24 protein-coding genes and 1 other annotated feature are annotated in these 25,612 nt (G+C 37.0%); of the genes, 22 read left to right on the forward strand and 2 right to left on the reverse strand.

The features are described from left to right. Positions 1-191: 191 nt before the first annotated feature. On the reverse strand, positions 192-887 hold the full coding sequence (locus AC4BB7_RS00440) for a MurR/RpiR family transcriptional regulator (RefSeq protein WP_086314902.1): 696 nt from the start codon (positions 885-887) through the stop codon (positions 192-194). Between the two features lie 43 nt (positions 888-930). Here AC4BB7_RS00440 and AC4BB7_RS00445 point away from each other — a divergent pair, with 43 nt between their 5' ends. The 16 genes from AC4BB7_RS00445 to AC4BB7_RS00520 all read left to right on the forward strand — a co-directional run bounded on the left by AC4BB7_RS00445 (position 931) and on the right by AC4BB7_RS00520 (position 15,546). Beyond that, positions 931-1,548, forward strand: a complete 618-nt coding sequence (locus tag AC4BB7_RS00445) for an AAA family ATPase (protein WP_010770350.1) — start codon at positions 931-933, stop codon at positions 1,546-1,548. 13 nt (positions 1,549-1,561) lie between these two features. Continuing rightward, on the forward strand, positions 1,562-2,878 hold the full coding sequence (locus tag AC4BB7_RS00450; protein WP_490484022.1) for a PTS sugar transporter subunit IIC: 1,317 nt from the start codon (positions 1,562-1,564) through the stop codon (positions 2,876-2,878). 138 nt (positions 2,879-3,016) lie between these two features. After that, a complete protein-coding gene (locus AC4BB7_RS00455) occupies positions 3,017-4,384 on the forward strand; it encodes a hypothetical protein (protein WP_490484023.1) in 1,368 nt (455 codons plus the stop codon). A gap of 111 nt (positions 4,385-4,495) precedes the next feature. Further along, on the forward strand, positions 4,496-4,975 hold the full coding sequence (locus AC4BB7_RS00460; protein WP_086314904.1) for a dCTP deaminase/dUTPase family protein: 480 nt from the start codon (positions 4,496-4,498) through the stop codon (positions 4,973-4,975). A gap of 102 nt (positions 4,976-5,077) precedes the next feature. Further along, positions 5,078-6,448, forward strand: a complete 1,371-nt coding sequence (gene radA / locus AC4BB7_RS00465; protein WP_086314906.1) for a DNA repair protein RadA — start codon at positions 5,078-5,080, stop codon at positions 6,446-6,448. Between the two features lie 87 nt (positions 6,449-6,535). Beyond that, complete coding sequence (locus AC4BB7_RS00470; protein WP_086314908.1) at positions 6,536-7,678, forward strand: PIN/TRAM domain-containing protein; 1,143 nt, start codon at positions 6,536-6,538, stop codon at positions 7,676-7,678. Continuing rightward, the gene (gene ispD / locus AC4BB7_RS00475; RefSeq protein WP_086314910.1) at positions 7,665-8,390 is read left to right on the forward strand and encodes a 2-C-methyl-D-erythritol 4-phosphate cytidylyltransferase; all 726 of its coding nucleotides are present in this window, start codon (positions 7,665-7,667) and stop codon (positions 8,388-8,390) included. Before AC4BB7_RS00470 ends, ispD begins: the two co-directional genes overlap by 14 nt. Before the next feature lie 11 nt (positions 8,391-8,401). After that, on the forward strand, positions 8,402-8,875 hold the full coding sequence (gene ispF / locus AC4BB7_RS00480) for a 2-C-methyl-D-erythritol 2,4-cyclodiphosphate synthase (protein ID WP_490484024.1): 474 nt from the start codon (positions 8,402-8,404) through the stop codon (positions 8,873-8,875). Positions 8,876-8,890: 15 nt separating this feature from the next. Next, entirely contained in the window at positions 8,891-10,348 is a 1,458-nt protein-coding gene (gltX, locus tag AC4BB7_RS00485) for a glutamate--tRNA ligase (RefSeq protein WP_086314914.1), read from the forward strand. Position 10,349: 1 nt separating this feature from the next. Beyond that, positions 10,350-10,550, forward strand: a binding site (T-box leader). A 186-nt stretch (positions 10,551-10,736) separates the two neighbouring features. Further along, on the forward strand, positions 10,737-11,285 hold the full coding sequence (gene epsC, locus AC4BB7_RS00490; RefSeq protein WP_086314916.1) for a serine O-acetyltransferase EpsC: 549 nt from the start codon (positions 10,737-10,739) through the stop codon (positions 11,283-11,285). Beyond that, on the forward strand, positions 11,269-12,681 hold the full coding sequence (cysS, locus tag AC4BB7_RS00495; protein WP_490484025.1) for a cysteine--tRNA ligase: 1,413 nt from the start codon (positions 11,269-11,271) through the stop codon (positions 12,679-12,681). The genes epsC and cysS overlap by 17 nt, the downstream gene beginning before the upstream one ends. Then, the gene (locus AC4BB7_RS00500) at positions 12,678-13,076 is read left to right on the forward strand and encodes a Mini-ribonuclease 3 (RefSeq protein ID WP_010770360.1); all 399 of its coding nucleotides are present in this window, start codon (positions 12,678-12,680) and stop codon (positions 13,074-13,076) included. Before cysS ends, AC4BB7_RS00500 begins: the two co-directional genes overlap by 4 nt. Continuing rightward, positions 13,057-13,905, forward strand: a complete 849-nt coding sequence (gene rlmB, locus AC4BB7_RS00505) for a 23S rRNA (guanosine(2251)-2'-O)-methyltransferase RlmB (RefSeq protein WP_170923035.1) — start codon at positions 13,057-13,059, stop codon at positions 13,903-13,905. Before AC4BB7_RS00500 ends, rlmB begins: the two co-directional genes overlap by 20 nt. 83 nt (positions 13,906-13,988) lie before the next feature. After that, positions 13,989-14,519 carry an NYN domain-containing protein gene (locus AC4BB7_RS00510; protein ID WP_490484026.1) on the forward strand — a complete coding sequence of 177 codons (531 nt, stop codon included), beginning with the start codon at positions 13,989-13,991 and terminating at the stop codon, positions 14,517-14,519. 87 nt (positions 14,520-14,606) lie between these two features. Further along, positions 14,607-15,167 (forward strand): sigma-70 family RNA polymerase sigma factor, encoded by a 561-nt coding sequence (locus tag AC4BB7_RS00515; protein ID WP_086314924.1) that lies wholly within the window; start codon positions 14,607-14,609, stop codon positions 15,165-15,167. Positions 15,168-15,300: 133 nt separating this feature from the next. Then, positions 15,301-15,546 (forward strand): Veg family protein, encoded by a 246-nt coding sequence (locus AC4BB7_RS00520; protein WP_010761984.1) that lies wholly within the window; start codon positions 15,301-15,303, stop codon positions 15,544-15,546. An 82-nt stretch (positions 15,547-15,628) separates the two neighbouring features. Here AC4BB7_RS00520 and AC4BB7_RS00525 read toward each other — a convergent pair whose 3' ends face one another. Continuing rightward, complete coding sequence (locus tag AC4BB7_RS00525; protein WP_490484027.1) at positions 15,629-17,149, reverse strand: lytic polysaccharide monooxygenase; 1,521 nt, start codon at positions 17,147-17,149, stop codon at positions 15,629-15,631. Positions 17,150-17,513: 364 nt separating this feature from the next. Here AC4BB7_RS00525 and AC4BB7_RS00530 point away from each other — a divergent pair, with 364 nt between their 5' ends. The 6 genes from AC4BB7_RS00530 (at position 17,514) to AC4BB7_RS00555 (ending at position 25,557) form a co-directional block, all read left to right on the forward strand. Next, a complete protein-coding gene (locus tag AC4BB7_RS00530; RefSeq protein WP_490484028.1) occupies positions 17,514-17,765 on the forward strand; it encodes a hypothetical protein in 252 nt (83 codons plus the stop codon). Positions 17,766-17,919: 154 nt separating this feature from the next. Then, the gene (locus tag AC4BB7_RS00535; RefSeq protein WP_490484029.1) at positions 17,920-18,300 is read left to right on the forward strand and encodes a hypothetical protein; all 381 of its coding nucleotides are present in this window, start codon (positions 17,920-17,922) and stop codon (positions 18,298-18,300) included. A gap of 275 nt (positions 18,301-18,575) precedes the next feature. Continuing rightward, the gene (locus AC4BB7_RS00540) at positions 18,576-19,247 is read left to right on the forward strand and encodes a type II toxin-antitoxin system Phd/YefM family antitoxin (RefSeq protein ID WP_490484030.1); all 672 of its coding nucleotides are present in this window, start codon (positions 18,576-18,578) and stop codon (positions 19,245-19,247) included. Positions 19,248-19,611: 364 nt separating this feature from the next. Continuing rightward, complete coding sequence (locus AC4BB7_RS00545) at positions 19,612-23,313, forward strand: M6 family metalloprotease domain-containing protein (RefSeq protein ID WP_490484031.1); 3,702 nt, start codon at positions 19,612-19,614, stop codon at positions 23,311-23,313. A gap of 251 nt (positions 23,314-23,564) precedes the next feature. Then, on the forward strand, positions 23,565-24,416 hold the full coding sequence (gene ispE / locus AC4BB7_RS00550; RefSeq protein ID WP_490484032.1) for a 4-(cytidine 5'-diphospho)-2-C-methyl-D-erythritol kinase: 852 nt from the start codon (positions 23,565-23,567) through the stop codon (positions 24,414-24,416). Between the two features lie 178 nt (positions 24,417-24,594). Further along, entirely contained in the window at positions 24,595-25,557 is a 963-nt protein-coding gene (locus tag AC4BB7_RS00555; RefSeq protein WP_490484033.1) for a metal ABC transporter substrate-binding protein, read from the forward strand. Positions 25,558-25,612: the final 55 nt, after the last annotated feature.

Genomic DNA, 25,612 nt, shown 5'->3' on the forward strand with positions numbered 1-25,612 from the left:
ATAACAGAAAGCTTAAATTAAAAAAAGATTAAAAGTAAATTTCGTAAAATTTTTCACAGAGATTTTCATTTTGAGTAAAACAAACATGTTTATAAATTAGTAAACATGTTCATATTTGGCTGAAAGCGCTTCTTATAAGTGTTTTTATTTACTATAATACGTCATGAAGAGACATCGGCCGAATCGTTCTTCTACTGTAAGTTTTGAAGTGTGTAACTCATTAATAATTCAAATTGGATTAGAACTGTACCAAAAAATAGTTGAGGATAGAAATCTTGATGGGAGCTTTTAGAGTAGGTATTTGTACTGATAGAAAGTGTAGAAAGTTTACTGATTGCAGATTGCTCACTGCCAACAAAGCAGATGCTTTCCAACTCATTAGTCTGAGCGATTTCTGCGAGTTCAAACATCCTACCAGTATTACCAGAATTACTGATGAAAATCAGTAATACATCATTCTTATGACTTTCTCTTAAAAATTCTAAATGACTATTTGAAGTGGCTCTAAATCCGTAAAGATTTAAGTATTCAGAAAAGTAATTTGCTAAATTTTGTGAAAAACCAGAACCTAAAATCATGATGTTTTTATCCTGATATTTTTTCATAAGAGTTAAAAAATGATTGCCATATGCTTTGATCACGTCATGTTTTTCAAGACGTTCTTGGTTGAGGTTGAATTCACTGATGTAAAAAACAAGTTCACTGTAGCCTGTAAAATTCATTTTTTTCGCCATATTGATCACGGTTGCGGTTGAAACAAAACTTTGTTTGGCAATTTCCCGAATACCTAAATTTTTCAATTCCTGCCGATGATCGGCCATATATCGTAAAATTTGGATTTCGGTTTTATTCAATTGGTATTTTTCAGCAAGACTATCGATATTCACTTGAATCACCCTTAAAAATCAATTTAGTTAGGAGTATTATAACATGACAGAACAAGAATATATCAATGATCCGTGGGCAAGAGTTAAAACCAGAAATAATTTAAATGGGGACGAAGTTGTCTCTGCACTGCAAAAATCGATCCGTCGAGGCAATGAGCGTGCAGCGTGTGATTTTGCATATGAAATGTATATCACGTCTCCTCAGTTTGAAGAAAAATTATGGCGTAGATTACTGGCAATTTCAGTAGAAGATATTGGGATGGGGAATGATCAAGCTGCAATCATGGTCAATAATTTAAACCAAATGCGTAAAGAGTTTCAATATAATGAATCTGATCGTGCCATGTTCTTTTTCCATGCGATCCGTTACCTATGCCAATCTGAAAAAGATCGTTCTTCCGATTTATTGAAAAATATCGTGATCAAAAGTTTTGCAATGGGACATGTACCTGAGATTCCAGATATCGCTTTAGATAAACATACAACACGTGGCAAAGAAATGGGGCGAGATTCAAAACATTTCTTGAATGAAGCAAGTCTCGTTATTCCGCAAGCTGAAGTAACCAATAACTACAAAGAAGAATATGCAAAAATCATTGATCGCTATGACCCGAATGAAGTCGTTGAATCGGCTTTTGAATTTAATTCTTGGCAAGTTTAAGGAGGAGCTTCTCATGACTAAATCTGCGAGCGCTAAAGGTTCTATGGTAAATCGATTGAATGACATTTTAAGTCCGTTTGCAAATAAAATTGGCAATCAGCGCCATCTTAAAGCTGTTTCAACTGGAATGATGTTTGGCTTACCATTTATTGTGATTGGTTCATTCTTCTTGATTTTTGCCAATCCGCCCATCAATATAGATCAGTATGATCCAGCGAAGGCTGGAGTCGTTATGAAGTTTTTAGCTGCGTGGAAAGAATTCGCTGTGGCCAATTATGATACGATTACAGCTCCATATAACTTAACGATGGGAATCATTGGATTAATTAGTGTCTTTGGGATTGCGTATTCATTATCAAATGAATACAAACTGAACGCTGCAATGAATGGTATGGTCAGTATGGTGACCTACTTACTTGTTTGTACGCCTGTCAAAGAGGGTACGATTTCCCTTGCTTATTTAGGGACGAACGGGTTGTTTGTGGCAATTGTTTTAGGTCTTTTAGTTGTTGAAGTCAGCCGTTTTTTTGAAGTGAAAAATATCAAAATTTCGCTGCCTGATACAGTACCGCCGATGGTTGTGACGTTTATTAATACGTTGATTCCGCTGTTGACGAATATTATCTTATTTTATGGATTGAATTTGGTGTTTTTAGGTATGATTGATAAAACGTTTCCTGATGCAGTCATGTCTGTACTAACACCAGCAGTCAACATTGCAGGAAGTTTAGGCGGGTTATTGCTGATCGTAACGCTTGGAAATGTTCTTTGGTTATTTGGTATCAATGGTTCATCGATTATTTTTCCAATTGTCTTTACGTTGGGCGTAGCTCAAACAGGACTGAATGCAGAACAAGCTGCCGCAGGTGAAGCGATGACACATTTGATGAACTTGCAGATGTTTCGGATTTCTGTTTTAGGTGGTGCGGGCAATACATTAGGTTTAGTGGTTTTAATGATGTTTAGTAAAGTTCCTCAATATCGTACGATTGGGAAACTTTCGTTTGTGCCAGGAATTTGTTCTATCAATGAACCAGTTATTTTCGGTCTGCCGATCGTTTTTAATCCGATTTTAGGGATTCCATTTTTGATTATGCCAATTATTTCACTGTTTCTAACGTACTTTGCACAAAAAATCGGCTTGATTTCGCTAGGATTTATTGTTGATCCGTCTTTCACACCATTTTTTGCTCAAGCGTATTTGGCTACGATGGATTGGCGTAATATTGTTTTCTATGTTTTCTTAGTTATTTTGAGTATTGTTGTCTATTATCCATTCTTTAAAGTATTTGAAAAAAATCAAACGAAATTAGTGGATGAAGTGTTGTAGGAATGGAAGTATAGATTTAAAAAATTGTCGATTGCATAGTTTATGTGATCGACTTTTTTAGTTGGGTGATTGATTTCACTTTTCTCATGAACGTGGTAGACTACCAACATAACAAACTGTTTTAAAGGAGACTGATCGATGTCTAAAGTAAAAGAATTAGCCCGCAATTTCCTACAAGTTGCGCCATTTATTTTATCCAATACAATTATTTTTATTCCTTATTTTCTATTTTTAAGTTTAAGTGATGGCACCACAATGGAGAGAATTTTACCCTTTGTCCTTTTTTATACGTTTCGGATGACGGGGATCTTTTTGTTAAAAAGCTTCAAACTAGCATTGACGAGTTTTAATGTGCTGATTATTTCGATTTTACTCGGGGGTGCGGGGTGTTTGATTGGCGTATTAGGGCAATTTTATTTTCCGGCTTATCTTTTTTCAGCTGTTTTACTGGGGATTAGTGCATCGTGGTTGCCTGCAGCGAATACTACTGTCAACTATCATGAAAAACGGCAAGGTTATTCTGCTTTGACGGGTAGAAAATATCTTTTTATCTTACTAATATTCGGTGGTGTGATCGCATCGTTGATGTTGACGAAAGAATTGAGGATTCCTTTAGTTTTAGGAGAGTATACTTTGCTGTATATAGCGGCCTACCATACGGTCACACATTATCCTGATTATGAAATTGATTTCAATGAAGTCAATCAACAAGTGATATCGGTCAAGGAGTTCTTTTTATTTTTATTTTTCTTCGTTCTGTTGTTATTTATCCGTTCAGCCCGTTTATTATTCGATCCACAACTTTTGGATGTTGGAATCATCGGGTTTTCTATTTTATTTTTAATCGCTGGCTGGTATTTAAACAGTCAAAGAAAAATATGGAAACTCCCACTATGGTTAAATTTGCTAACCTTCGCTAATGGGATGTGTATGAACTTTCTACTGCTTTTTGGCACGTTTTATGTTTCGTTGCGTTTAGGGATAGATCGTCTTACAGCTACTTTATATGTTCCTTATATTTTGGGAATCATTGGTTCCGCTTTTGTTATTAAATTTTTATATCGTCTGTTTCCTAAAGTGGATCCCAAAATCGTTCATCTGAGCGGCTTTATTTTGTCACTATTCTTGTTATTATTTCGACCGATTTTTCCAGTTGGTATTTTTCTTCTTAGTTGTTTCATAAGTACTACAGGTAATTTTTTGAATCAGCAGTATTATCAAGAAGAGATTTTACCTCAGGATCAACGAATCATTACGAAATACAGCACGCAAACCAAAGGAAGTGTCACCCATCAATTGTTATTGATGAGTGTTTTATGGTTATTAGCGAAACAAGCACAGTTACCCGTTAAAACAGTTTTACAGATCACGGCACATCGGACCCACAATCCAGCGGCACTTCAACTAGTAGAGCATGTCCATGTAATTAGTATCGTTGGGTTGATGTTATTTTTTACTTTTATCCTTTACGAAGTAGTAAAACATGAACAAAATGAGTCCAATTAATGTGTAAACATTAAAAAAACACAAGAGAATATTAAAGATGCTATAAAACTAAACTGGGAATCAACCTAGTATGTTAAAATAGAAATAGTTTACAAGTAGAGGAGATTTTTGATGAAACAACGAGGATTTGAAATTATTACGGATTATAAAGATCAAGGCATCGCGATTCCTGAACGTGCGACAAAAGGCGCTGCAGGTTACGATTTTGAAGCTGCAGAAACAGTAGTTGTTCCAAGTATTTGGCAATTACAAGCACAAGGCATAGCACCAAAACCAGTCTTGGTAAAAACGGGAATCAAAGCGTATATGGCTGAAAATGAGTATTTAGAATTAGTGAGCCGTTCATCAAACCCATTGAAGCGCTTTTTAATGTTAGCCAATGGCGTAGGTGTGATCGACCGCGATTATTATAATAACGAAGGCAACGAAGGACATATCATGTTTCAATTTTTGAATTTCGGCTATGAAGAGATGGTTATCGAAAAAGGCGAACGAATCGGACAAGGAATTTTTAAACCGTTTCTATTAGCGGATGTTGATGACGTAGAAACTGAACGTACAGGCGGTTTTGGCTCTTCAGGTAAGAACTAAGATAAAAACACTGCTAAACTGCGTATTTTACAGTGGGAAGTCTTAGTCGTAGTGTCTATACTATGGTAAAATAAAGAATACATCAAAACGAGGGGATAGCATATGGCAAAAAAAGCAAAAGTTCAATTTGAGTGTCAAACGTGCGGGTATATCTCCCCTAAATATTTAGGTCGTTGTCCGAATTGCGGGCAATGGAACACAATGACAGAAGAAATTATTCAAGATACAACAGATCGCCGTGTTAGGGTCAGCTTAACTGGTAAAAAAACACAGCCCCAACGTTTAGCGGAAGTCGTGCCGAAAAAAGAGCCTAGAGTTAAGACGAAGCTGGTAGAACTGAATCGTGTCTTAGGCGGAGGTGTGGTTCCTGGGTCACTTGTTTTGATCGGCGGAGACCCTGGTATCGGGAAATCAACGCTGCTATTACAAGTCTCACAACAACTAGCTGAGATCGGTGGCAAAGTCTTATATGTTTCCGGAGAAGAAAGTGCCGAACAAATCAAAATGCGTGCCGAACGTTTAAGCTCGATCGATACAGAATTTTATTTGTACGCTGAAACAGATATGAATGAGATCTCCAAAGCAATCGAAAAGTTAGAACCTGATTATGTGATCATCGACTCTATCCAAACGATGACACAACCTGATGTGACCAGTGTTGCTGGAAGTGTGAGTCAGGTGCGGGAAACGACTGCTGAATTATTGAAAATAGCTAAAACAAATGGGATTGCGATTTTTATCGTTGGTCATGTGACCAAAGAAGGTTCAATTGCAGGACCACGTATGCTTGAACATATGGTAGATACGGTGTTGTATTTTGAAGGAGACAAACATCATACATTTAGAATCTTGAGAGCGGTGAAAAATCGTTTTGGGTCCACTAATGAGATTGGTATTTTTGAAATGCGGGAGCATGGACTGGAAGAAGTCGCGAATCCTTCACAAGTATTTTTAGAAGAGCGATTAGCTGATGCAACAGGTTCAGCCATTGTGGTAGCGATGGAAGGAACACGCCCGATTTTAGTTGAAGTGCAGGCGTTAGTGACACCAACTATGTTTGGTAATGCAAAACGAACAACAACAGGACTTGATTTTAACCGAGTATCTTTGATCATGGCCGTTTTAGAGAAACGTGCTGGATTACTATTACAAAATCAAGATGCCTATTTAAAAGCTGCAGGTGGCGTGAAGATCAACGAACCAGCGATCGATTTAGCAGTGGCTGTAAGCATTGCTTCAAGCTACAAAGAAAATGGTACAAAACCAACAGAATGTTTTATTGGTGAAATTGGTTTGACTGGTGAAATTCGACGTGTGAATAGTATCGAACAGCGAGTACGTGAAGCACAAAAGCTTGGCTTTACCAAAATTTATTTACCGAAGAACAATTTAGGTGGTTGGACCCCTCCAGAGGGCATCGAGATTGTCGGCGTTGCGACAATCGGGGAAACACTGAGAAAAGTATTCAAATAGGATGAGGACTAGAGATCGACAGAATAACGTTTGATCGGTCTCTCCTTCAGCCTTTAAATAAGTATGACTATATTGGAGGATGAATCTATGCAAAAACGTGTCATCACATTGCTGATGGTCGTCGTTGGCGCAAGTTTAGGTATTTCACTGTTACCGATGGCTTGGGACATGGCGAAACAGGCAGATAACACATGGCTGAACAACAACTTTACTAACAGTTTGATTGGTGCACTTATTTTCTTTATTTTATCGTTAGGGTTAGCAAAGTATATTGTTTCAGGTGTTAAAAAAATAGAAGCAGCATTAAACGAAATGAGTTTGACTTATCTTTTATTCGGGAGTGTGGGCGCAATCATTGGTCTGATCATTGGTGTGATTATTTCGATCCCAATGTATAATTTGAATATTCCGTTTGTAAATAGTGTCTTACCGATTTTGGTCATGATCATTTTTGGCTATCTTGGTTTCCGTATGGGGACGACACGAATCGATGAGTGGCGTAAAATTTTTACACCGCGACAAAAGAAAGTTCAATCTGAAAATGATGGAGAAGTTTTAGAACGCAAAGTGGAAGATCATTTCCATAAATATAAAATTTTGGATACTAGTGTAATTATCGATGGGAGAATCTATGACATTGCTAAAACGGGCTTTTTAGAAGGTGTTATTTTAATTCCTAATTTTGTTCTGTATGAACTGCAGTATATTGCAGATTCTGGAGATAGCTTAAAGCGTGTCCGTGGACGTCGTGGATTAGACATTTTAAATGCGTTACAAAAAGAAGACGGCATCTCTGTGGAAATGTACGATGGTGATTTTGAAGATATTTCAGAAGTCGACAGTAAGCTGATCAAATTAGCGAAGCTGTTGGATGGTGTCGTTGTTACAAATGATTATAATCTAAACAAAGTTTCTGAATTCCAAAATGTTCCTGTCTTGAATATCAATGCGTTGGCTAATGCTGTAAAACCTGTCGTGATTCCAGGTGAGACCATGAATGTGATGGTGGTAAAAGCAGGGACAGAACGTCAGCAAGGTGTGGCTTATTTAGATGACGGTACAATGGTCGTAGTCGAAGATGGACAGCATTACATGAATGAACATATTCAGGTAGTTGTTACCAGTGCGCTACAAACTGCAGCTGGTCGGATGATTTTTGCGAAGCCTGCTCACTCAGGACGCGGTATCGACGACAGTAAAGAAGAACACAAAGCCAATGAAAGAAGCTAAAAATAGAAACAAAGCGCTGGATTATGAAGTCATATTGTTGGCTGCTGGACAAGGTAAGAGAATGGGCGCCAGTCGGAATAAGATTTTATTGCATTTAATCGGCAAACCAGTTATTTCTTATTCATTAAATACATTTTTAAATGATCCTGCGTGCAAGCACATTGTCTTGGTCACACAAGAAAATGAACAAGATTTAATAGCGGCGATGGTCAAAAAAGAAACAAAGAAAAAAAGATGTCCAATCACGATCGTCTCTGGTGGTTGTGAACGGCAATACAGTGTCTATAATGGGTTGAAAGCATTACTCGATCCAAGGAATATCGTGATGGTCCATGATGGTGCAAGACCTTTTGTTAACTTGACACAATTGAAATTGTTACATCGAAAGGTACAAGAAACGAGAGCGGCAATTTTAGGTGTTCCAGTCAAAGATACAATCAAACGTGTGATCGATGGAATCGTTCAAGAAACAGTTCCACGTGAAACATTATGGCAAATTCAAACGCCGCAAGCTTTTTACGGGACTGACTTACTTTCGGTACATGCTTGTGCACAACAAGAAGGTTATTTAGGAACAGACGATGCATCGTTGATCGAAAAATATAGTGACTTACCAGTCTCGATGGTGTTAGGAAGTTATGAAAATATCAAATTGACGACCCCAGAAGATATGTTGATCGGCGAAGCAATCGTGAAACGAAAAAGAAGCTAGGTGAAAAAATTATGATACGAATTGGACAAGGATTTGATGTTCATCAATTGGTAGAAGGACGTAAATTGATCATCGGTGGTGTTGAGCTTCCTTTTGAGAAAGGCTTGTTAGGACACTCAGATGCAGATGTATTGCTGCATGCAATCACAGATGCCATTTTAGGTGCTGCAGGACTTGGAGATATCGGTCATTTATTTCCAGATACAGATCCAACATTTAAAGATGCGGATTCAATGAAATTATTATACGAAGCAAATCAAAAAATTTTGGCTGACGGCTTTACTATTGGCAATATTGATTGTACAATTTTAGCAGAACAACCAAAAATGAAACCTTATTTGGAATCAATGAAAGAAAACATCGCGAAAGCGTGTCAAATTGAAACGAATCAAATCAATTTGAAAGCAACAACGATGGAAAAAATGGGTTTTATCGGTCAAGAAGAAGGTATGGGAGCGATCGCGGTCGCTTTACTTGATAAATAGAAAGAGGAATGCACAATGACAAAAGTACGTGTACGTTACGCACCAAGTCCAACTGGACATCTGCACATCGGAAATGCAAGAACAGCTTTATTCAATTACTTATTTGCCCGTCATAATGATGGTGATTTTATTATCCGTATTGAAGATACAGACCAAAAAAGAAATATTGAAGATGGTGAAAAAAGCCAACTAGAAAACTTAGCATGGCTAGGCATGGATTGGGATGAGTCTCCTGAAAAACCAGGTGAGTACGGTCCTTACCGCCAATCTGAACGTGGCGAAATTTACCAACCATTGATCGATCAATTGTTAGTAAGCAATCGTGCCTATAAATGTTATTGTACTGAAGAAGAGTTGGAAGCTGAAAGAGAAGCACAACGTTCTCGCAGTGAAATGCCTCATTATTCAGGGAAATGTGCCGATTTGTCACCTTCTGAACAAGCAGAAAAAGAAGCGCAAGGACTTAAACCAGTCATTCGTTTCCGTGTACCAAGAAATACTTCTTACACATTTGAAGATATGGTCAAAGGTGAAATCGTTTTTGAATCAGATAATATCGGTGGCGATTTTGTTATTCAAAAACGTGATGGTATGCCGACTTACAATTTTGCTGTAGCAGTAGATGACCATATGATGAAAATCACACATGTTTTACGTGGGGATGATCACATTGCGAATACGCCGAAACAATTGATGGTGTATGAAGCATTTGGTTGGAAAGCACCAGAATTTGGTCATATGACGTTGATCATCAACTCAGAAACAGGGAAAAAATTAAGTAAACGTGACGAATCGATTTTACAATTTATCGAACAATACCGTGAACTTGGTTACTTACCAGAAGCTATGTTCAACTTCACAGCCTTACTAGGTTGGTCACCTGTTGGAGAAGAAGAAATCTTCTCCCAAGAAGAATTGATCAAAATCTTTGATCCAGAACGTTTAAGCAAATCACCAGCAGCTTTTGATGGGAAGAAACTTGAATGGGTCAATAATCAATATATGAAACAATTAGATTTAGATGTTTTAACAGATATGTGTCTTCCTTACTTAGTAGCTGAAGGCAAAGTCGAAGCTCAACCAAGCAGTGAAAAATTAGAGTGGTTGAAAAAAGTTGTTAGTTTATACCAACCACAAATGAGCTATGCTGCAGAAATCGTCAATGTATCTGAATTGTTCTTCAATGAACATCCAGTCTTAGATGACGCAGCAAAAGAAGTACTAGCTGGCGAAACCGTTCCTACTGTTTTAGCTGCTTTCAAAGCGCAATTAGAAGCGATGGACGTCGTTGATGTTCCAAGTATTAAAGCGGGGATCAAAGCTGTTCAACAAGAAACAGGGGTTAAAGGTAAAAACTTATTCATGCCGATTCGTGTCGCTGTTTCAGGACAAATGCATGGACCAGAATTAGGCGATACGATCGAACTTTTAGGAAAAGAAAAAGCCTTAGATCATTTAAATAACGTTTTATAATAGAAATATGTAGAGAAGAAGAAGTAAAAAAGCGTATGTCTTTAGAGAGACTGTGGATGGTGAAAACAGTTGTCAGCACTTTTTGAAATGCATCTTTGAATAGTTTCGGCGATACGTAGCTGAAAACGGCCGACAACCGTTATCTGTTTTGAGGCAGGGAGACCTGTGAAAAAAAGTGGAACCACGCATAAGCGTCTTTTAAACGGAGTTATTTCGTTTAAAAGACGCTTATTTTTTTATTATCTAGCTTTATTAGGCTAAGTTCTTTGGAAAAAGCTAAAATAGGACTGTGCCCAAAAACGTCCTAAACTTAGTTTCTATTTTTCTATCAGACCTGAATGATCCAGCTACAACTTTATATCTAAAATCGAATGAGAGGAGCAAGAATATGAGTTGGTTAAAAAGAGCTGTTAGAGCAGTCAAAAACAATGATCCAGCAGCGCGTTCAACATTGGAAGCATTGCTTACATATCCAGGGTTGCATGCGTTGTTTTGGCATCGTTTTTCCCATTTTTTATATCGACATCGTTTGTTTTTATTAGCGAAAATCCACGCTCAGTTTTGGCGATTTTTAACAGGGATCGAGATCCATCCTGGTGCAACGATTGCGTCAGGTGTTTTTATCGATCACGGAATGGGCGTTGTGATTGGTCAAACAGCAGAAATCGAAGAGGATGTCGTGTTATTTCATGGAGTGACCTTAGGCGGTACAGGGAAGGACACAGGGAAACGTCATCCAACCGTAAAAAAAGGGGCGATGATCCATGCACATGCGCAAATATTGGGACCTGTCACAATTGGTGAACGGGCTAAAATCGGAGCAGCAGCTGTTGTTTTAACAGATATACCAGACGATGCAACAGCTGTAGGAATTCCAGCAAAAGTGGTCAGAATCAAAGGAGAAAAATTGGAGGTAGCGTATGATTCAAATTTATAATACATTAACGAGGGAAAAAGAAGAGTTTCGGCCGATCGAGGAAGGGAAAGTTCGGATGTATGTCTGCGGACCGACTGTTTATAACTATATTCACATTGGTAATGCTCGTAGTTCAATGGCGTTTGATACGATCAGACGTTACTTAGAATATCGCGGATATGAAGTCAATTATGTGTCAAACTTTACGGATGTCGATGATAAAATCATTCGAGCTGCTAAAGAATTGGGTATTACAGCACCAGAAGTTGCGGATCGTTTCATCCATGCATTTGAAGAAGACACCAATGTTTTGAATGTTAAACCAGCAACTCTTCATCCTCGAGTAATGGATCATATGCCGGATATTTTGACCTTTATCCAAGCATTGATCGACAAAGGCTATGCTTATGAGTCACAAGGGGATGTTTATTATCGAACACGCAAATTTGAAGGCTATGGAAAACTTAGTCACCAATCAATCGATGAATTAGAAGTCGGAGCGAGCCAACGTACCGGTGTAGAAAAAGAACTGAAAGAAGATCCGTTAGATTTTGCCTTATGGAAAGGGGCTAAAGAAGGCGAGATTTCTTGGGATTCTCCGTGGGGAGCTGGCCGTCCGGGCTGGCACATTGAGTGTTCTGTTATGGCAACGAAACATTTAGGTGATACAATTGATATTCATGGTGGCGGTCAAGACTTAGAATTTCCTCATCATGAAAATGAAATTGCTCAAAGCGAAGCAAAAACAGGTAAGACATTCGCTAATTACTGGATGCACAATGGCTTTGTCACAATTGGCGAAGACGATGAAAAAATGAGTAAATCGCTAGGGAATTTTGTCACGGTTCATGAGTTAGTAAAACAAGTCGACCCTCAGGTGCTACGTTTCTTCATGGCGACTACACAATATCGCCGTCCCATTCGTTATAGTGAAACAACGATGAAAGAAGCAGGTGTCAATTTACAAAAATTAAAAAATGCATTTGAAAACTTGTCATTTAGAACAGCTGACGCAGTAGCAGAACTAGAAGAAGACGGTCAAAAGCTAAAAGAATTAGCTGACTTAGAAACACGTTTTACGACTGAAATGGATGATGACTTTAATGCAGCAAATGGAATCACGGTAGTCTACGAAATGGCTAAGTGGTTGAATCAATATAGTGAACAAGAAGCTGTATCAACTGTAGTAATCGAAAAAGCGCTAGAACAGTTCACACAATGGTTAAGTATTTTCGGTATTTTCTTTTTATCAGAAGAGCTATTAGATGATGATATCGACCAGTTGATCGAAGAACGTAACCAAGCACGTGCAAACCGAGATTTTGCCCGCAGTGATGAAATCCGTGACTTATTAAAAGACAAAGGAATAACCTTGGAAGACACAGCCCAAGGTACTAGATGGAGAAGAAGTGAATGAGAGATTATACTCAGTTAAATGGTTTAGCTTTGGCGTATGTAGGAGATGCGATTTATGAGATTTATATCCGTGACTACTTAGTGGAGCAAGGACAAACCAAACCTAATATATTGCACCGTATGGCAACGCACTATGTATCAGCTAAGGCCCAAGCCTTTTTGATACAAGAAATGTTAGAAGAGCAATTACTTTCAGAAAATGAAGAGTTAATGTACAAGCGCGGCCGCAATGCGAAAAGCCACACGTCGGCTAAAAATGCTGACATCACAACGTATCGAATTGCGACTGGCTTTGAATCGTTGATGGGGTATCTGCATTTAACCAAACAAACCGAGCGTTTGGAAGAATTGATCGATTGGTGTATAAAAAAAGTAGGTGAAAAAAATGAGAAATGATAAAAAGCGTCCCTTCAAGGGGAACAAATCACAAAAAAATCAGCCGTTTAAAAAAGAAACAATCAAAAAAGAGCGTGAAGTCTCACAAGAAGAGATCGAAGATAACTTTGTTTTTGGGAACCACGCAACGATTGAGGCCATTCAACAAGGGCGAGGAAACAAGTTATTTCTTCAAGAAGATAGTAAAAGTGAGAAAGTTGAACACCTAAAGTTACTGGCAAAAGAAAATGCTGTTCCAGTAAAATGGGTACCAAAGCAAAAACTAGATACGATGACCAATCATGGTGTGCATCAAGGGATCGTACTGGCGATTACAGCTTATGAATACTTGACGCTAGACGAATTACTTGATCGGACAAAAGAAAAGACAGAGACACCATTTTTCTTGATTTTAGATAGTTTAGAAGATCCGCATAATTTTGGTTCGATCTTGAGAACTGCAGATGCAACAGGTGTGGATGGCATCATCATTCCAAAACACCGCGCGGTAGGAATTACGCCAGTTGTGACAAAAGCTTCGACTGGTGCAGTTGAGTATATTCCAATTGCACGTGTCACGAATCTAGCCCAAAGCATTGCAACACTGAAAGAAAATAGTTTTTGGATTTTCGGAACAGATATGAAAGGCACGGACTATCGCAAATGGAATACCCAAGGAGCTATCGCTTTGATTATTGGTAATGAAGGTCGTGGTATGAGCCAAGGACTTCACAAAGAAGTCGATGAATTATTGACGATTCCAATGAGTGGACATGTTCAAAGCTTGAATGCTGGTGTTGCAGCAGGCTTGTTGATGTATGAAGTGTATCGCGGACGCAATCCTCTTTAGATACTTAGTTTAATGGCGAGATAGAAGCAACTGTGAATGTAAGTTTCTATCTCAGCATGATTATAAAGAAGGTGACAAATAAAGTGAAAAAACAGTTGTTGATCGTTGATGGTTATAATATGATCGGATCTTGGCCTGAATTGGTTCAGTTGAAGAATCAAAATAAACTTGAAGATGCTAGAGAAGTTTTATTGCAACGTTTATCTAATTATGCCAAATATGAAGATTTAGAAGTCATTGTTGTATTTGATGCGCAATTGGTTCCAGGCATTCAGCAAACGTATAAGAAATATCGCTTAACAGTCGTTTTCACGAAAGAAGAAGAGACTGCAGATAGTTATATTGAGCGGATTGCAGGAGAGAAAAATGATCGATTGACTCAAGTCACAGTAGCAACGAGTGATCTGGCGGAACAATGGCTAGTTTTTTCAAAAGGAGCGTTACGAGCATCAGCGAATGAGTTGTATAAAAATGTTCAGAAAACGGAGCGAACGATTGCAATTCATGCAACAGATATTCATTTTCAAGATTTTCGACGAAATTCTCCATGGAATATAGAGCAATTATCAAAATTGTCCGATAAATTGGACGAATTGTCCAAAAAGAAAGATTAATTGCATATTTACTTCTAGTTATTCAAAAAAAAGTGGTACGATTTTTTCAAGCATTTTGGTAGAATGCTTGGAAGGAGAATGTTGTTGATGAATAAGTATGAAGATGTTTTAAAGGGAGACCCAGTAGTATTTGACCGTTTGTATCGGAAATATCATCCTGTCGTGTATAAGTTTCAAAAAAAGTATTACCTGAAGGATTTTGATCGAGAAGATTGGTTGCAGGAAGGTCGGATCATTTTTCATCGCTCATTAGAAAAATATGAAGAAGTGCATAATGTCTCTATCGGAAAATTTTTTAGGTCAAATTTTGAAAATCATATTCGCAGTTTGGTCAGAAAACAATGTGCGCTTAAACGGACGATCGATACGCAGTCCATCTCTTTAGATCAAAAAATAGAAAAACAGGGAGAGGCATTTTTCGACTACATAAGTGTGGAAGATACAGATGCGTTAGAGCAGATGATCATTAGGGAGAAATTAGAGCAACTGCCGACCATTTTGTCGCCTTTTGAACGAACTACATTTGAGGAATACATGAATGGCAAAGAATTGGAAGAGATTGCCAGAGATACAGATAGCCGAGAAATTACTGTTCGAAGTGCCTATGACCGAGCCAAAAAGAAACTTAGAGCTATTATTTATGATTAAATGAGAAATTTTTCATTTTTCACATTAAATAATTATCCATTTATAAAATATAATTAGTTGCATTTCATTTTCTGCTATGGTAAACTTGTTATTTTTATTAATATGTGGTAAAATGGGATTTGAGGTGAATGCAATGCCAACAACTTTAGCTTCCATTAAAAAAGATCTAGAATGTCGTATCGGCAGCAAAATCACATTAGTTGCTCAGACCGGCAGAAAGCGTCAAACTGAACGTAACGGTATTTTGACAGAAACGTATCCATCTGTCTTCGTTGTAGATTTAGATCCAGATGAAAACTCATTTGAACGAGTTTCTTATAGTTATTCGGATGTGCTAACACGCACAGTAGAGATTGAATTTGTCAGTGAAGCAGTCTAAAAAATTATTGATTTTAAAAGTAGAGCCAAAGCGAAAACGCTTTAGCTCTACTTTTTTATTTATATTATATTGAGTGGATTCTTCACACTAATTCCCAAACATTTGAAGTGGATGGCTGAGCTCCTTTGGTCCACCATTTTGCTTTGTATGTTTTACCTTGGAAAGTTACACGTTCACCTGCAGTGTAAGCTTTTTTAGAATTCCATTCCACAGCCGTTGGAGAAAGTGATTTCCAAGCGTCTGATTCTTCAGGTTTTTCATTTTGAGTCCACCATTTTGCTTGATATTTCAATCCGTTGTAGAAAACGACATCCCCCGAATTGTAGACTTTTGTTTTATCCCAAGTTGTTTTTCCAGAGATAACTTCTTCTTTTTTAGTTGTAACAGTGAAAGCTTGACTAAGTGGTGAAACATTTCCACCTAAGCTATAAGCTTTAATTGTATAAGTGTAAGTTGTATCAGCTTTTAGTCCTGTGTCTTTGAAGTGCGTATTTCCAGTAGTTACGATTTTTTTACCATCACGGAACACTTCATAATTTTTGACCCCTAAAAAGTGATCAGATTTTGTCCACATTAAATCTACAGATGAAGTTGTTGTTTCCATTGAGTGAATACCTGTAGGTACTGTGGGATTCTGAGTGTCTTTTTGTTCAGACGATTTCGTTAATACGTTTACTGGAGTAGATTTTTCAGATAAAAGACCATTTGTCCCTACTGCTTCAATTTGATAACTGTAGTTTGTATTTTCTTGTAACTGTTCGTCAGTAATCTTATTTGCTGAGGTAGTAGCTATTTTATTATTGTTTCTATAAATGTTATATTCTTGTGCGCTATCTACTTTTGTCCACGTTAATGTTGCAGCCGTAGTTGTTACGTCGGTTGCTTTCACATTTGTTGGTGCTGTGGGTGCTTTTTCTGGTTTTGGAGGTGTTGTTTCAGCCCCGTTTTTGATATTTACATCGACTGCTTGATAGAACGCAGCACCTGTGTTACTGACATCCCAAACACCCAAAATAACATGATAGCCTGTGTGATCTGCTGGAATATCTATAGTGTGTGTTAAGTTAGTATTTGCTTGTGCTCCTGTAAATGGCACATTTGAGATTAACTGGAGATCGCTACGTTTAATGGGGCTATTTGGATTCCAGCCATTTTTTGTGATGTAATAAGTCCAGCGGCTTGTTGCGTGAGTCGCCGTATAATTCCAAGTAATGTTCAATTTACCAGAATTTATGTCATTCATCTTCCAATAATTATCTTTTTGAACACTAAGCTGACTACCTAGTGCATCATTGGCAGAAACAATTTTTCCATCAGCAGGTCCGTTTCCTGAGGCGCCAGTTTCCCATGAGAATAAATTGATCCCGAAATCTTTTGAAAAACCTTTTCCAGTTTCCAAACTTTGCGGTTCGTTTATGACCGCTCCATATTTTTGCTGTGCGGCTTGATAGCCAATCGTATTTTTTTCAAGTGCTCCATAATAAGCTCTGGATGGCGGACTTGAGATATAACCATGGGCAGAAGCATCTTGAGAAGTGAACATTCCTAATCCGCCTAGAATAATCGACGCAGCTAAAGTAACACCTAATACATTTTTTTTCATACTTATTCCTCCTATAATAAAGTAGTTTATATTTATTCTCACCGTCATGAGAATAAAAAGAGTATAGCGCGAATTTTTATGATTATTCATTCAAAAATGTCATTATTTTTCTGTATAATAAGCCAAAATCGTCCTTACTTATCAAAATATGGTTGAATAACAAATGTTTTTTTATACTCAGGATAAATAGGAAGCTCATTTTTGTTCAAAAATGTTACCTAAAATGACGGTTTTGGAAAGGATAATTTTTGTGGTATACGATCGCATGAATGAACTATAAATGGGAAGTAAAACCATTGATTTTATTCCGCTAAAAGAGTATAATATATTACAATAAGTTGATTTAGAGAGGGGATTACTAAAAATGAAAAAATTGGTGTTAGTTTCACTAAGTTCGCTTAGTTTGTTAGTATTTAGTATGGTGGCTTTTACCACAGACATACCAGATGAAGGAATTATGGTAAAGGCAAATGAGCCTGTTCAAGTAGACGGAAAAGTATATGAGTATATTCCGAGCTCTGATGCAGTTTCAAGAGGTGTTAAGGAAGCTAGATTAACTAAAGAAATGATAGCTGCGATGGAATCCTATGAAGCAGAAAATTCACCAGAAAAATAACTATACTTTTACCAGACCCTTTTTAAACATATAAAGGGTCTTTATTATATCTTTTTAGAAAAAAAAAATTACAAAAAGGGTTGGCTAATATTCTGACAACGCTTACAATTTAAGTGTATTAAAAAAAGGAGGAATTGAAATGAAAAAATTTTTATTGAGTTTGATTGGTGTTTTAGCGGTTGTAACAATGTTTGGTGGAACTGCTGAAGCGCATGAAGCTGAAGGGATTGTAGTTAAATCTAATACACCTACTAACATTGATGGTAAGGTATATGAATATTTACCTGCAGATGGGGAAACTGAAGCAGTACTTACGGATGAAATGATAGCTGCAATGAATACGCAAAACGGACTACTTGCTAGAGCTGCAACAACAGTTGTAAGTAATCACTATCATAGTTATTACGGACCTTACCGTGATAAATATGATGGCATATGGACAAGAGGTGGCGCAGCATACCATTTTTGGTCATGCGGAGAACGCAGTAGATGTGGTTACTCAGCGATGAGGTTTCATTCCTGGCCACAAAGATAATTAAACTAGTTAAGGAAGTATCAACGCTGTTGGTACTTCTTTTTTATTTACTAAATCAAAGAATGAGTGGTTAATCTTTTTACACAATAGACAGAATATACTTATAACTAAGAATAAATCTTACATAAGCACGTTGAGTCAGATTTTCAAAATTATGCGATTACCAAAAACATTCGTTTTTAGGTGAGGTATAAAATAGGTTTGGTAATTTGAGATTAACGGTTTACGTACGCACGTACGTGTGTTACCCTTGTATTAAATATAGGAGGGATATAATGAAAAAGATAACTACAACTGAAGCAAGGAAAGACCTCTACAATATAATTAAGGAAGTTTCTTTCCTCCAGAAGCCAGTAGAAGTGACGAACAAAGAGGATAGTGTAGTAATAATCAGTAAGAGTAATTGGTTGGCCATCAAGGAATCAGTGCATGAGTTAAAATTTGAAAGAAATGTTTCTCGTCAAGCTTTCATTGTATTTGAAAAAAATGGAATTGAGTTATTTGAAATCGCTCAAATAAATTATGATGGTACAATTGAATACTATTATGAAGATGTTCCAGATGATATCCAAGAAAGAATCCAGTTAGAAGCAAAGAAATACCCAAACCAAGCTAACGAACAGCTTAGCTTAATAAAAGGTAAGTGGATGGATCTAGAAAAAGATGAACGTGCAGGTGACAGCTATCAAGATTTGGGTAACATGATGATGATTACAGGAGAAACAGGTTTTATAAAAGAATTTCAAGAGGATCTAAAAAAGCTTCAGCAACTGGTAACTAATAACGCGGCAGTTAAATTATTAGATATTGAGGTTGACTATTGGCAATCGTTAAAAATTTTAGGTTCTTATCCAGAATCACTTGATCATTATCAATCGATTGAAAATGTGAAAATTTTATTGAGACAATTTATTAATCGGTTAGAAATTATTGAACTGTATTCTTAATGAGTAAAAAATTTACTCATTTTTTCTTCAGGAGGGACTATCAAAACTTAAAAGTATTGATCGAATAAAATCAAGCAAGAAGAATCAGGATATTAGGCTATCAAACAGTACAATCATAATTTTATCAATAATAGAGCTGACATAAAAAAGTGTGTCAGTTTCTTTAAAATGTATGATTCCCAAAAACTGTTGGTTTTGGCTTAGAAAGATGGTGCATATTCTTTCTATTTTCTTAAGGCCATTCATATAATTACATATGAATATAATAAATATATATCTTTTGTATAATCAATATCATAAATGTTTAGTATTAACGGTATATAATTATGATATAATTAATTTATATCATAAAGGAGGTTATATTTTGAAAAAGAAATTGTTTAGTTGTTTGGTATTTTGTTCTATGATAATGGGGACTCAAATGGTGGATGCTTCTCCAGCAAATCCAGAAGTATTCTCATTTAAACAACCATCTGGAGAAACATTTAAAGCGCAAACCAAAGGGGATGAGCACTTTAATTATGTTGTGACAGAAGGAGGGATTGGTCTAGGACAAGGAGAAGATGGGTTTTGGTATTATCTACAAAAAAGCAATACTAGAAATGCCCAGATCCCGACAACTCTGTCTAAATCAAAAGTTGGAATCGATACCCAGCCAAGTGATGCTGCAGACGAGCAAACGTTACTACAATCAAAAAGAAACGTACAAGAATTTGAAATAGAGCAAAAAGAACCTGAAATAAAGGTTAAAAGTGGTAAAAAGAAAGACCATAATTTATTAGTATTATTGGTTGAATTTGAAGATGTTAAACTAAAATATTCTGATGAGGACTGGAGTAAACTTGTTTTTGGGGAAGCAGCCCCATCGTTGAAAAACTATTATTCAACGAGCACCAATAATGGCATTGGAATAGAGCCAGCAAGAGAAACGAATGGCAGTCCCAATGATGGAATCATTCGATTGACCCTTGATGGGAACCACCCGAATACAGGACAACAGTTGATTACTGAAAATCAAAAAATCACAAGAAGTGCTTTGGAAAAAGCAGATCAGTATATTGATTACAAACAATATGATACAAATGGAAACGGTCGAATAGAAACAGATGAGCTTCATTTTATGGTCATTGTCGCAGGACAAGAACAGTCTTATGGAAATGTCACAGAACCGGCAGTCTGGGGACACCGTTGGGCATTAAATTCTCTTCGAGTAAAATTAGATGATACTGTTTTAGATTACTATACTCAATTTGGCGAGAAACATGCGGCGAGACAAGCCACTTTGGGAATCATAGCGCATGAATTTGGCCATGATATAGGATTGCCTGATCTATATAATGTTGGATTTAGAGATGAAAATGGAGTAATGGAAAAGAAAGGTTCTGGTTTAAGCTATACTAGTGTAATGGCTTCTGGAAGTTGGGGGGCCCGCCCAGGTGAAGAGGGTGGGACAACACCAGTTGGCTTAGATGCGTATTCTAAATCATTATTAGGAATGGCTGTTGAAACAATAACCACTTCGCAATCAGGAAAACTCGTTCAGTCAATAGACGAGGGAACACCAACAATCTTAAAAGTAAACTCAGCAGACGAAAAAGAATATTTCTTGATTGAAAATAGACAACTTTCTGGTTATGACGAAGGAATGAAACGTGGGAATGCGATTCGTTCAGGAGGAATAGCTATTTATAGAATCAACAAAAATTATACACAAAATCAAACCGCTGGGAAGCAACTTGTCACAGTGTTAGAAGCAGATGAAAGCGCAAGAGGTTATTCTTATTATGAGAGTGGCGGTGTGTGGAACGCCGATCCATTTTATTATGTAGGGATCAATACACATAATAAGGAGCAAGCAACCAAACTTTCAAAAGATACCAATCCATCTTCAAAAATAGCGGATGGGTTTGGTGAATTTGATCTCACAATTGAAAGTAACTCAAATAGAAATATGACTGTTTCATTTAATGAGCCCATAGTTCCTGTTGAGAGTATTTCTATAGATTCACAAAATATGGAAATAAGTGTTGGTGACACTAAACAACTAATGGCCAAGATAGTACCAGAAAATGCATCAGATAAAGAAATAAAATGGACTAGCACAGATGATTCGATTGTTTCTATCAACCAAGAAGGAAAGCTTGTAGGAAAATCTAGCGGTACAGTCACAATTAGTGCAATTAATGAGAAATTCAATGTGAAAACGGAAATACAAGTTACTGTTAAGTCAAAATTAGGAAAAACAGCAGGAGAAGCGGTAGAATTCACGTTTGAAGAGCTAACATATCACAATCTAGTTGAATCTAAACAATTCCAGGAATCAGGTTGGTTAAAATTGAAAGTACCGGAAACTGGGTATTATGATGTAGGAGGCTCATGGGGATTTAGAGCCGTACCAGATTATGAAGGAAAAGGCACAGTAGGTGCAGAGTTTTTCCAGGAGCATACATTAAATAAGAGTGCAGGGAAAACACTAACAGCTAATATTGAGAATGGTCGAATAGGCAGTGGCAGTGGTAGAGATAGTGGACTTCCACTTTATTACGAGAAAGACAGTTATATGTATGTGAAGTTGAATTTAAGGGAAATTAGTGGAAGCTGTCCATATATATTTGTCTTGAAAAAATCTAACAAAGAAGGCGAACCAATAGTAACCGTTGACGAAAACTTATCGTTAAGTAGTGAAGTAGGCGCCATTCCCAATGTTTCTACTTATTATAAGCTCAATAAAAAATACAAATTGAACATTACAAACAAAGTAGTACCGACACTTGCCCCACAATATAAACTAGAGACGTCAACACCAAATGTTGTAACGTTAACAAAAGAAAATGATAGCTATTATATGGAGTTTAAAACATATGGTGCATTCAAGTTAACGTTGGTAGAACAAGTATCTGGTGCCACAAAAGAGTTTACAGATGAGGTTAGAGAACGAACAAATTCACCGTTAGGAAAAACAGCAGGCGAAGCGGTAGAATACACGTTTGAAGAACTAACATATCATAATCTAGTGGAATCTAAACAATTCCAAGAATCAGGTTGGTTGAAATTGAAAGTGCCGGAAACAGGGTATTATGATGTAGGAGGCTCATGGGGATTTAGAGGCGTACCAGATTATGAAGGAAAAGGCAGAATCAGTGCAGATTTTTTCCAAGAGCATTCATTGGAAAAAAGTGCAGGAAACACCAATTTAGTTAATATTGAAAATGGAGGAACAGGGAGCGCTAGCGTTACCAACAAGGGACTTCCAATTTATTACGAAAAGGATAGCTACATGTATGTCAGATTTAACTTGAGAGAGCTTAGTGGAAACTGTCCATTTATATTTGTCTTGAAAAAATCTAACAAAGAAGGCGAACCAATAGTAACCGTGGATGAAAACTTATTGTTAAGTAGTGAAGTAGGCGCTATTCCCAATGTTACAACCTATTATAAGCTCAATAAAAAATACAAATTAAACATTACAAATAAAGTTGTGCCGACACTTGCCCCACAATATAAATTAGAGACGTCGACACCAAACGTTGTAACGTTAACAAAAGAAAAGGATAGCTATTATATGGAGTTTAAAACATATGGAGCATTCAACTTAACGTTGGTAGAACAAGTATCTGGTGCCACAAAAGAGTTTACAGATGAGGTTAGAGAACGAACAAATTCGCCGTTAGGAAAAACAGCAGGCGAAGCAGTAGAATATACGTTTGAAGAACTAACATATCATAATCTGGTTGAATCTAAACAATTCCAGGAATCAGGTTGGTTGAAATTAAAAGTGCCAGAAACAGGGTATTATGATGTAGGAGGTTCATGGGGATTTAGAGGCGTACCAGATTATGAAGGAAAAGGCAGAATCAGTGCAGATTTTTTCCAAGAGCATTCATTGGAAAAAAGTGCAGGAAACACCAATTTAGTTAATATTGAAAATGGAGGAACAGGGAGCGCTAGCGTTACCAACAAGGGACTTCCAATTTATTATGAAAAGGATAGCTACATGTATGTTAGATTTAACTTGAGAGAACTTAGTGGAAACTGCCCATTTGTATTTATCCTGAAAAAGAGTTAATAAAAATTACAGGATTGGGATGTAACCTCCAAGAAAAATAAAATAGAATATCTTCAATTTTTCCCGACTGACGATATTCTATTATTTATACAATTCTGTTGCATCTTTTTTCAGTAATTTTATTTTGGGGTTCCTAAATTATATATAAAATAGCACGATTTTTCATATAATCTATACTTCTCCAACGACATATGTTAGAATTTAAAAGATTGTGAAGTTGGTCAGGTAATGGGATTAGATAGGTGAAAAGAATGGAAATCATAGAAAAAGCGCCCGCAAAAATCAATTTGGGGTTGGATGCTCTCTATAAAAGACAAGATGGTTATCATGAATTAGAGATGATCATGGCTAGTGTAGATTTAGCAGATAGACTGACCTTTGAGTTGTTGCCGGAAAATGAAATAGTGATTGAAACAGATAGCTCCTTTTTACCAGTAGATAGAAGGAATCACGTATACCAAGCAGCAGAATTACTGAAAAATACGTTTGGTCTTACGCAAGGAGTTAGAATTTATATAGAAAAAAGAATACCAGTTGCAGCAGGATTAGCTGGCGGCAGTAGTGATTGTGCAGCAGCTTTAAGAGGCCTGAATCGTTTATGGAACTTAAGGCTGTCGCTAGAAGAACTTGCAGAATTGGGTAGTAAAATTGGGTCAGATGTTCCTTACTGTATTCATGGAGGAACGGCATTTGTCACAGGACGCGGGGAAAAAATCGAGTTTTTACCATCAATGCCGCAGTGCTGGGTCGTTTTAGTAAAACCTAGAATGAGTGTTTCAACGAGTTCGATTTTTGGTAGTTTATCTTTCAACAGTATTCATCATCCTGATATTCATGGGTTGAAGCAAGCAATCGAAACGGATGACTATCGATTGATGGCAGAAAAAATCGGCAATGCTTTAGAAGGGGTGACGATCAAGCGTCATCCAGTGATCCAACAAATCAAAGATCGTATGATGAAATACGGAGCAGACGCAGCACTAATGAGCGGCAGTGGTCCAACAGTCTTTGCATTATGTGAGAAGCAGACACGAGCGCAGCGGATTTATAATGGCTTAAAAGGATTTTGTGATGAAGTGTATATTGTAAGGACATTAAAATAAGTTGTAAATGAAGAGATGACCAAAATGGCATCTCTTCATTTTTCTATAAAATAAGAAACACTAAAGATTTTTTCTGTTTTCCCTTGACGTTCTCTTTTCCTTCTGGTAAATTAGTTCTTGCTATTAAATCGTAAATATTACGATTTGAATAAGATAAATCGAAATGGGGATAAATGATATGAGAAAAAATAGTTGGAAATATATTGTAGGACTCCTTTTAACAGCAGTGATTTTTACACTAACGGCCTGTGGACAAACAAAAGAGCAAGATAAATCTGGAAAAAGTGATACAATAAAAGTCGTGACAACTTTTTACCCAATGTACGATTTTGCTAAAAATGTTGTCGGTGATGCTGGAGATGTTCAATTGTTGATCCCAGCTGGAACAGAACCACATGACTATGAACCAAGTGCCAAAGATATCGCCAAAATCACAGATGCAGATGTATTTGTGTACAACAGTCATGAGTTAGAGACGTGGGTCAAAGATGTTCTGGAAAACGTTGATGAGAAAAAAGTGACTGTAGTGGAAGCAGCAGGTTCGATCGATTTAATGGCAGGTGCAGCTCATGAACATGACGATGACGAGGAAGAAGCAGACCATGATGATCACGATCACGAATTAGATCCACATGTTTGGTTAGACCCCGTTTTAGCTCAAAAAGAAGTTGAAGCTATTCGCGATGCATTAGTCAAAAAATACCCAGACAAAAAAGAAATATTTGAGAAAAATGCTACAGCTTACCTTGAGAAGTTGAAGGATTTAGATACAGAATATAAAGAAGCCTTTACGAATGCTAAAAACAAAACGTTTGTGACACAGCATGCAGCGTTTGGCTATTTAGCGAAACAATACGGTTTGACGCAAGAGTCGATTGCAGGAATTTCACCAGATCAAGAACCGTCACCGAGTCGTTTAGCAGAGTTGAAAAAATATATTAAAGAACATAATGTCTCAGTTATTTATTTTGAAACATCGGCTTCATCAAAAGTTGCTGAAACATTAGCAAGTGAAACAGGTGTGGAATTAGCGGTCCTTAATCCGCTAGAAAGTATTACCCAAAAAGAACAAGATAAAGGTGAAGATTATATTTCGGTGATGAAAGCCAATCTTGACGCATTGAAGAAAAGTATTAGGTAAAGCGAGTCGGGATAAAAGACATTTAGTTTTTTCTCCCGATTTTAGGCAGTTTATA

The sequence above is a fragment of the Enterococcus sp. AAFC-DPL-5182 genome (assembly GCF_058216605.1).

Coding starts and splice junctions, on each gene's coding strand:
- AC4BB7_RS00455 (WP_490484023.1), top strand. CDS start 3,017: ATGTCTAAAGTAAAAGAATTAGCCCGCAATTTCCTACAAGTTGCGCCA.
- cysS (WP_490484025.1), top strand. CDS start 11,269: ATGATTCAAATTTATAATACATTAACGAGGGAAAAAGAAGAGTTTCGG.
- AC4BB7_RS00540 (WP_490484030.1), top strand. CDS start 18,576: ATGAAAAAGATAACTACAACTGAAGCAAGGAAAGACCTCTACAATATA.
- AC4BB7_RS00515 (WP_086314924.1), top strand. CDS start 14,607: ATGAATAAGTATGAAGATGTTTTAAAGGGAGACCCAGTAGTATTTGAC.
- gltX (WP_086314914.1), top strand. CDS start 8,891: ATGACAAAAGTACGTGTACGTTACGCACCAAGTCCAACTGGACATCTG.
- ispD (WP_086314910.1), top strand. CDS start 7,665: ATGAAAGAAGCTAAAAATAGAAACAAAGCGCTGGATTATGAAGTCATA.
- AC4BB7_RS00525 (WP_490484027.1), bottom strand. CDS start 17,149: ATGAAAAAAAATGTATTAGGTGTTACTTTAGCTGCGTCGATTATTCTA.
- AC4BB7_RS00500 (WP_010770360.1), top strand. CDS start 12,678: ATGAGAGATTATACTCAGTTAAATGGTTTAGCTTTGGCGTATGTAGGA.
- epsC (WP_086314916.1), top strand. CDS start 10,737: ATGAGTTGGTTAAAAAGAGCTGTTAGAGCAGTCAAAAACAATGATCCA.
- AC4BB7_RS00530 (WP_490484028.1), top strand. CDS start 17,514: ATGAAAAAATTGGTGTTAGTTTCACTAAGTTCGCTTAGTTTGTTAGTA.
- AC4BB7_RS00445 (WP_010770350.1), top strand. CDS start 931: ATGACAGAACAAGAATATATCAATGATCCGTGGGCAAGAGTTAAAACC.
- ispF (WP_490484024.1), top strand. CDS start 8,402: ATGATACGAATTGGACAAGGATTTGATGTTCATCAATTGGTAGAAGGA.
- AC4BB7_RS00460 (WP_086314904.1), top strand. CDS start 4,496: ATGAAACAACGAGGATTTGAAATTATTACGGATTATAAAGATCAAGGC.
- ispE (WP_490484032.1), top strand. CDS start 23,565: ATGGAAATCATAGAAAAAGCGCCCGCAAAAATCAATTTGGGGTTGGAT.
- AC4BB7_RS00555 (WP_490484033.1), top strand. CDS start 24,595: ATGAGAAAAAATAGTTGGAAATATATTGTAGGACTCCTTTTAACAGCA.
- radA (WP_086314906.1), top strand. CDS start 5,078: ATGGCAAAAAAAGCAAAAGTTCAATTTGAGTGTCAAACGTGCGGGTAT.
- AC4BB7_RS00520 (WP_010761984.1), top strand. CDS start 15,301: ATGCCAACAACTTTAGCTTCCATTAAAAAAGATCTAGAATGTCGTATC.
- AC4BB7_RS00450 (WP_490484022.1), top strand. CDS start 1,562: ATGACTAAATCTGCGAGCGCTAAAGGTTCTATGGTAAATCGATTGAAT.
- AC4BB7_RS00470 (WP_086314908.1), top strand. CDS start 6,536: ATGCAAAAACGTGTCATCACATTGCTGATGGTCGTCGTTGGCGCAAGT.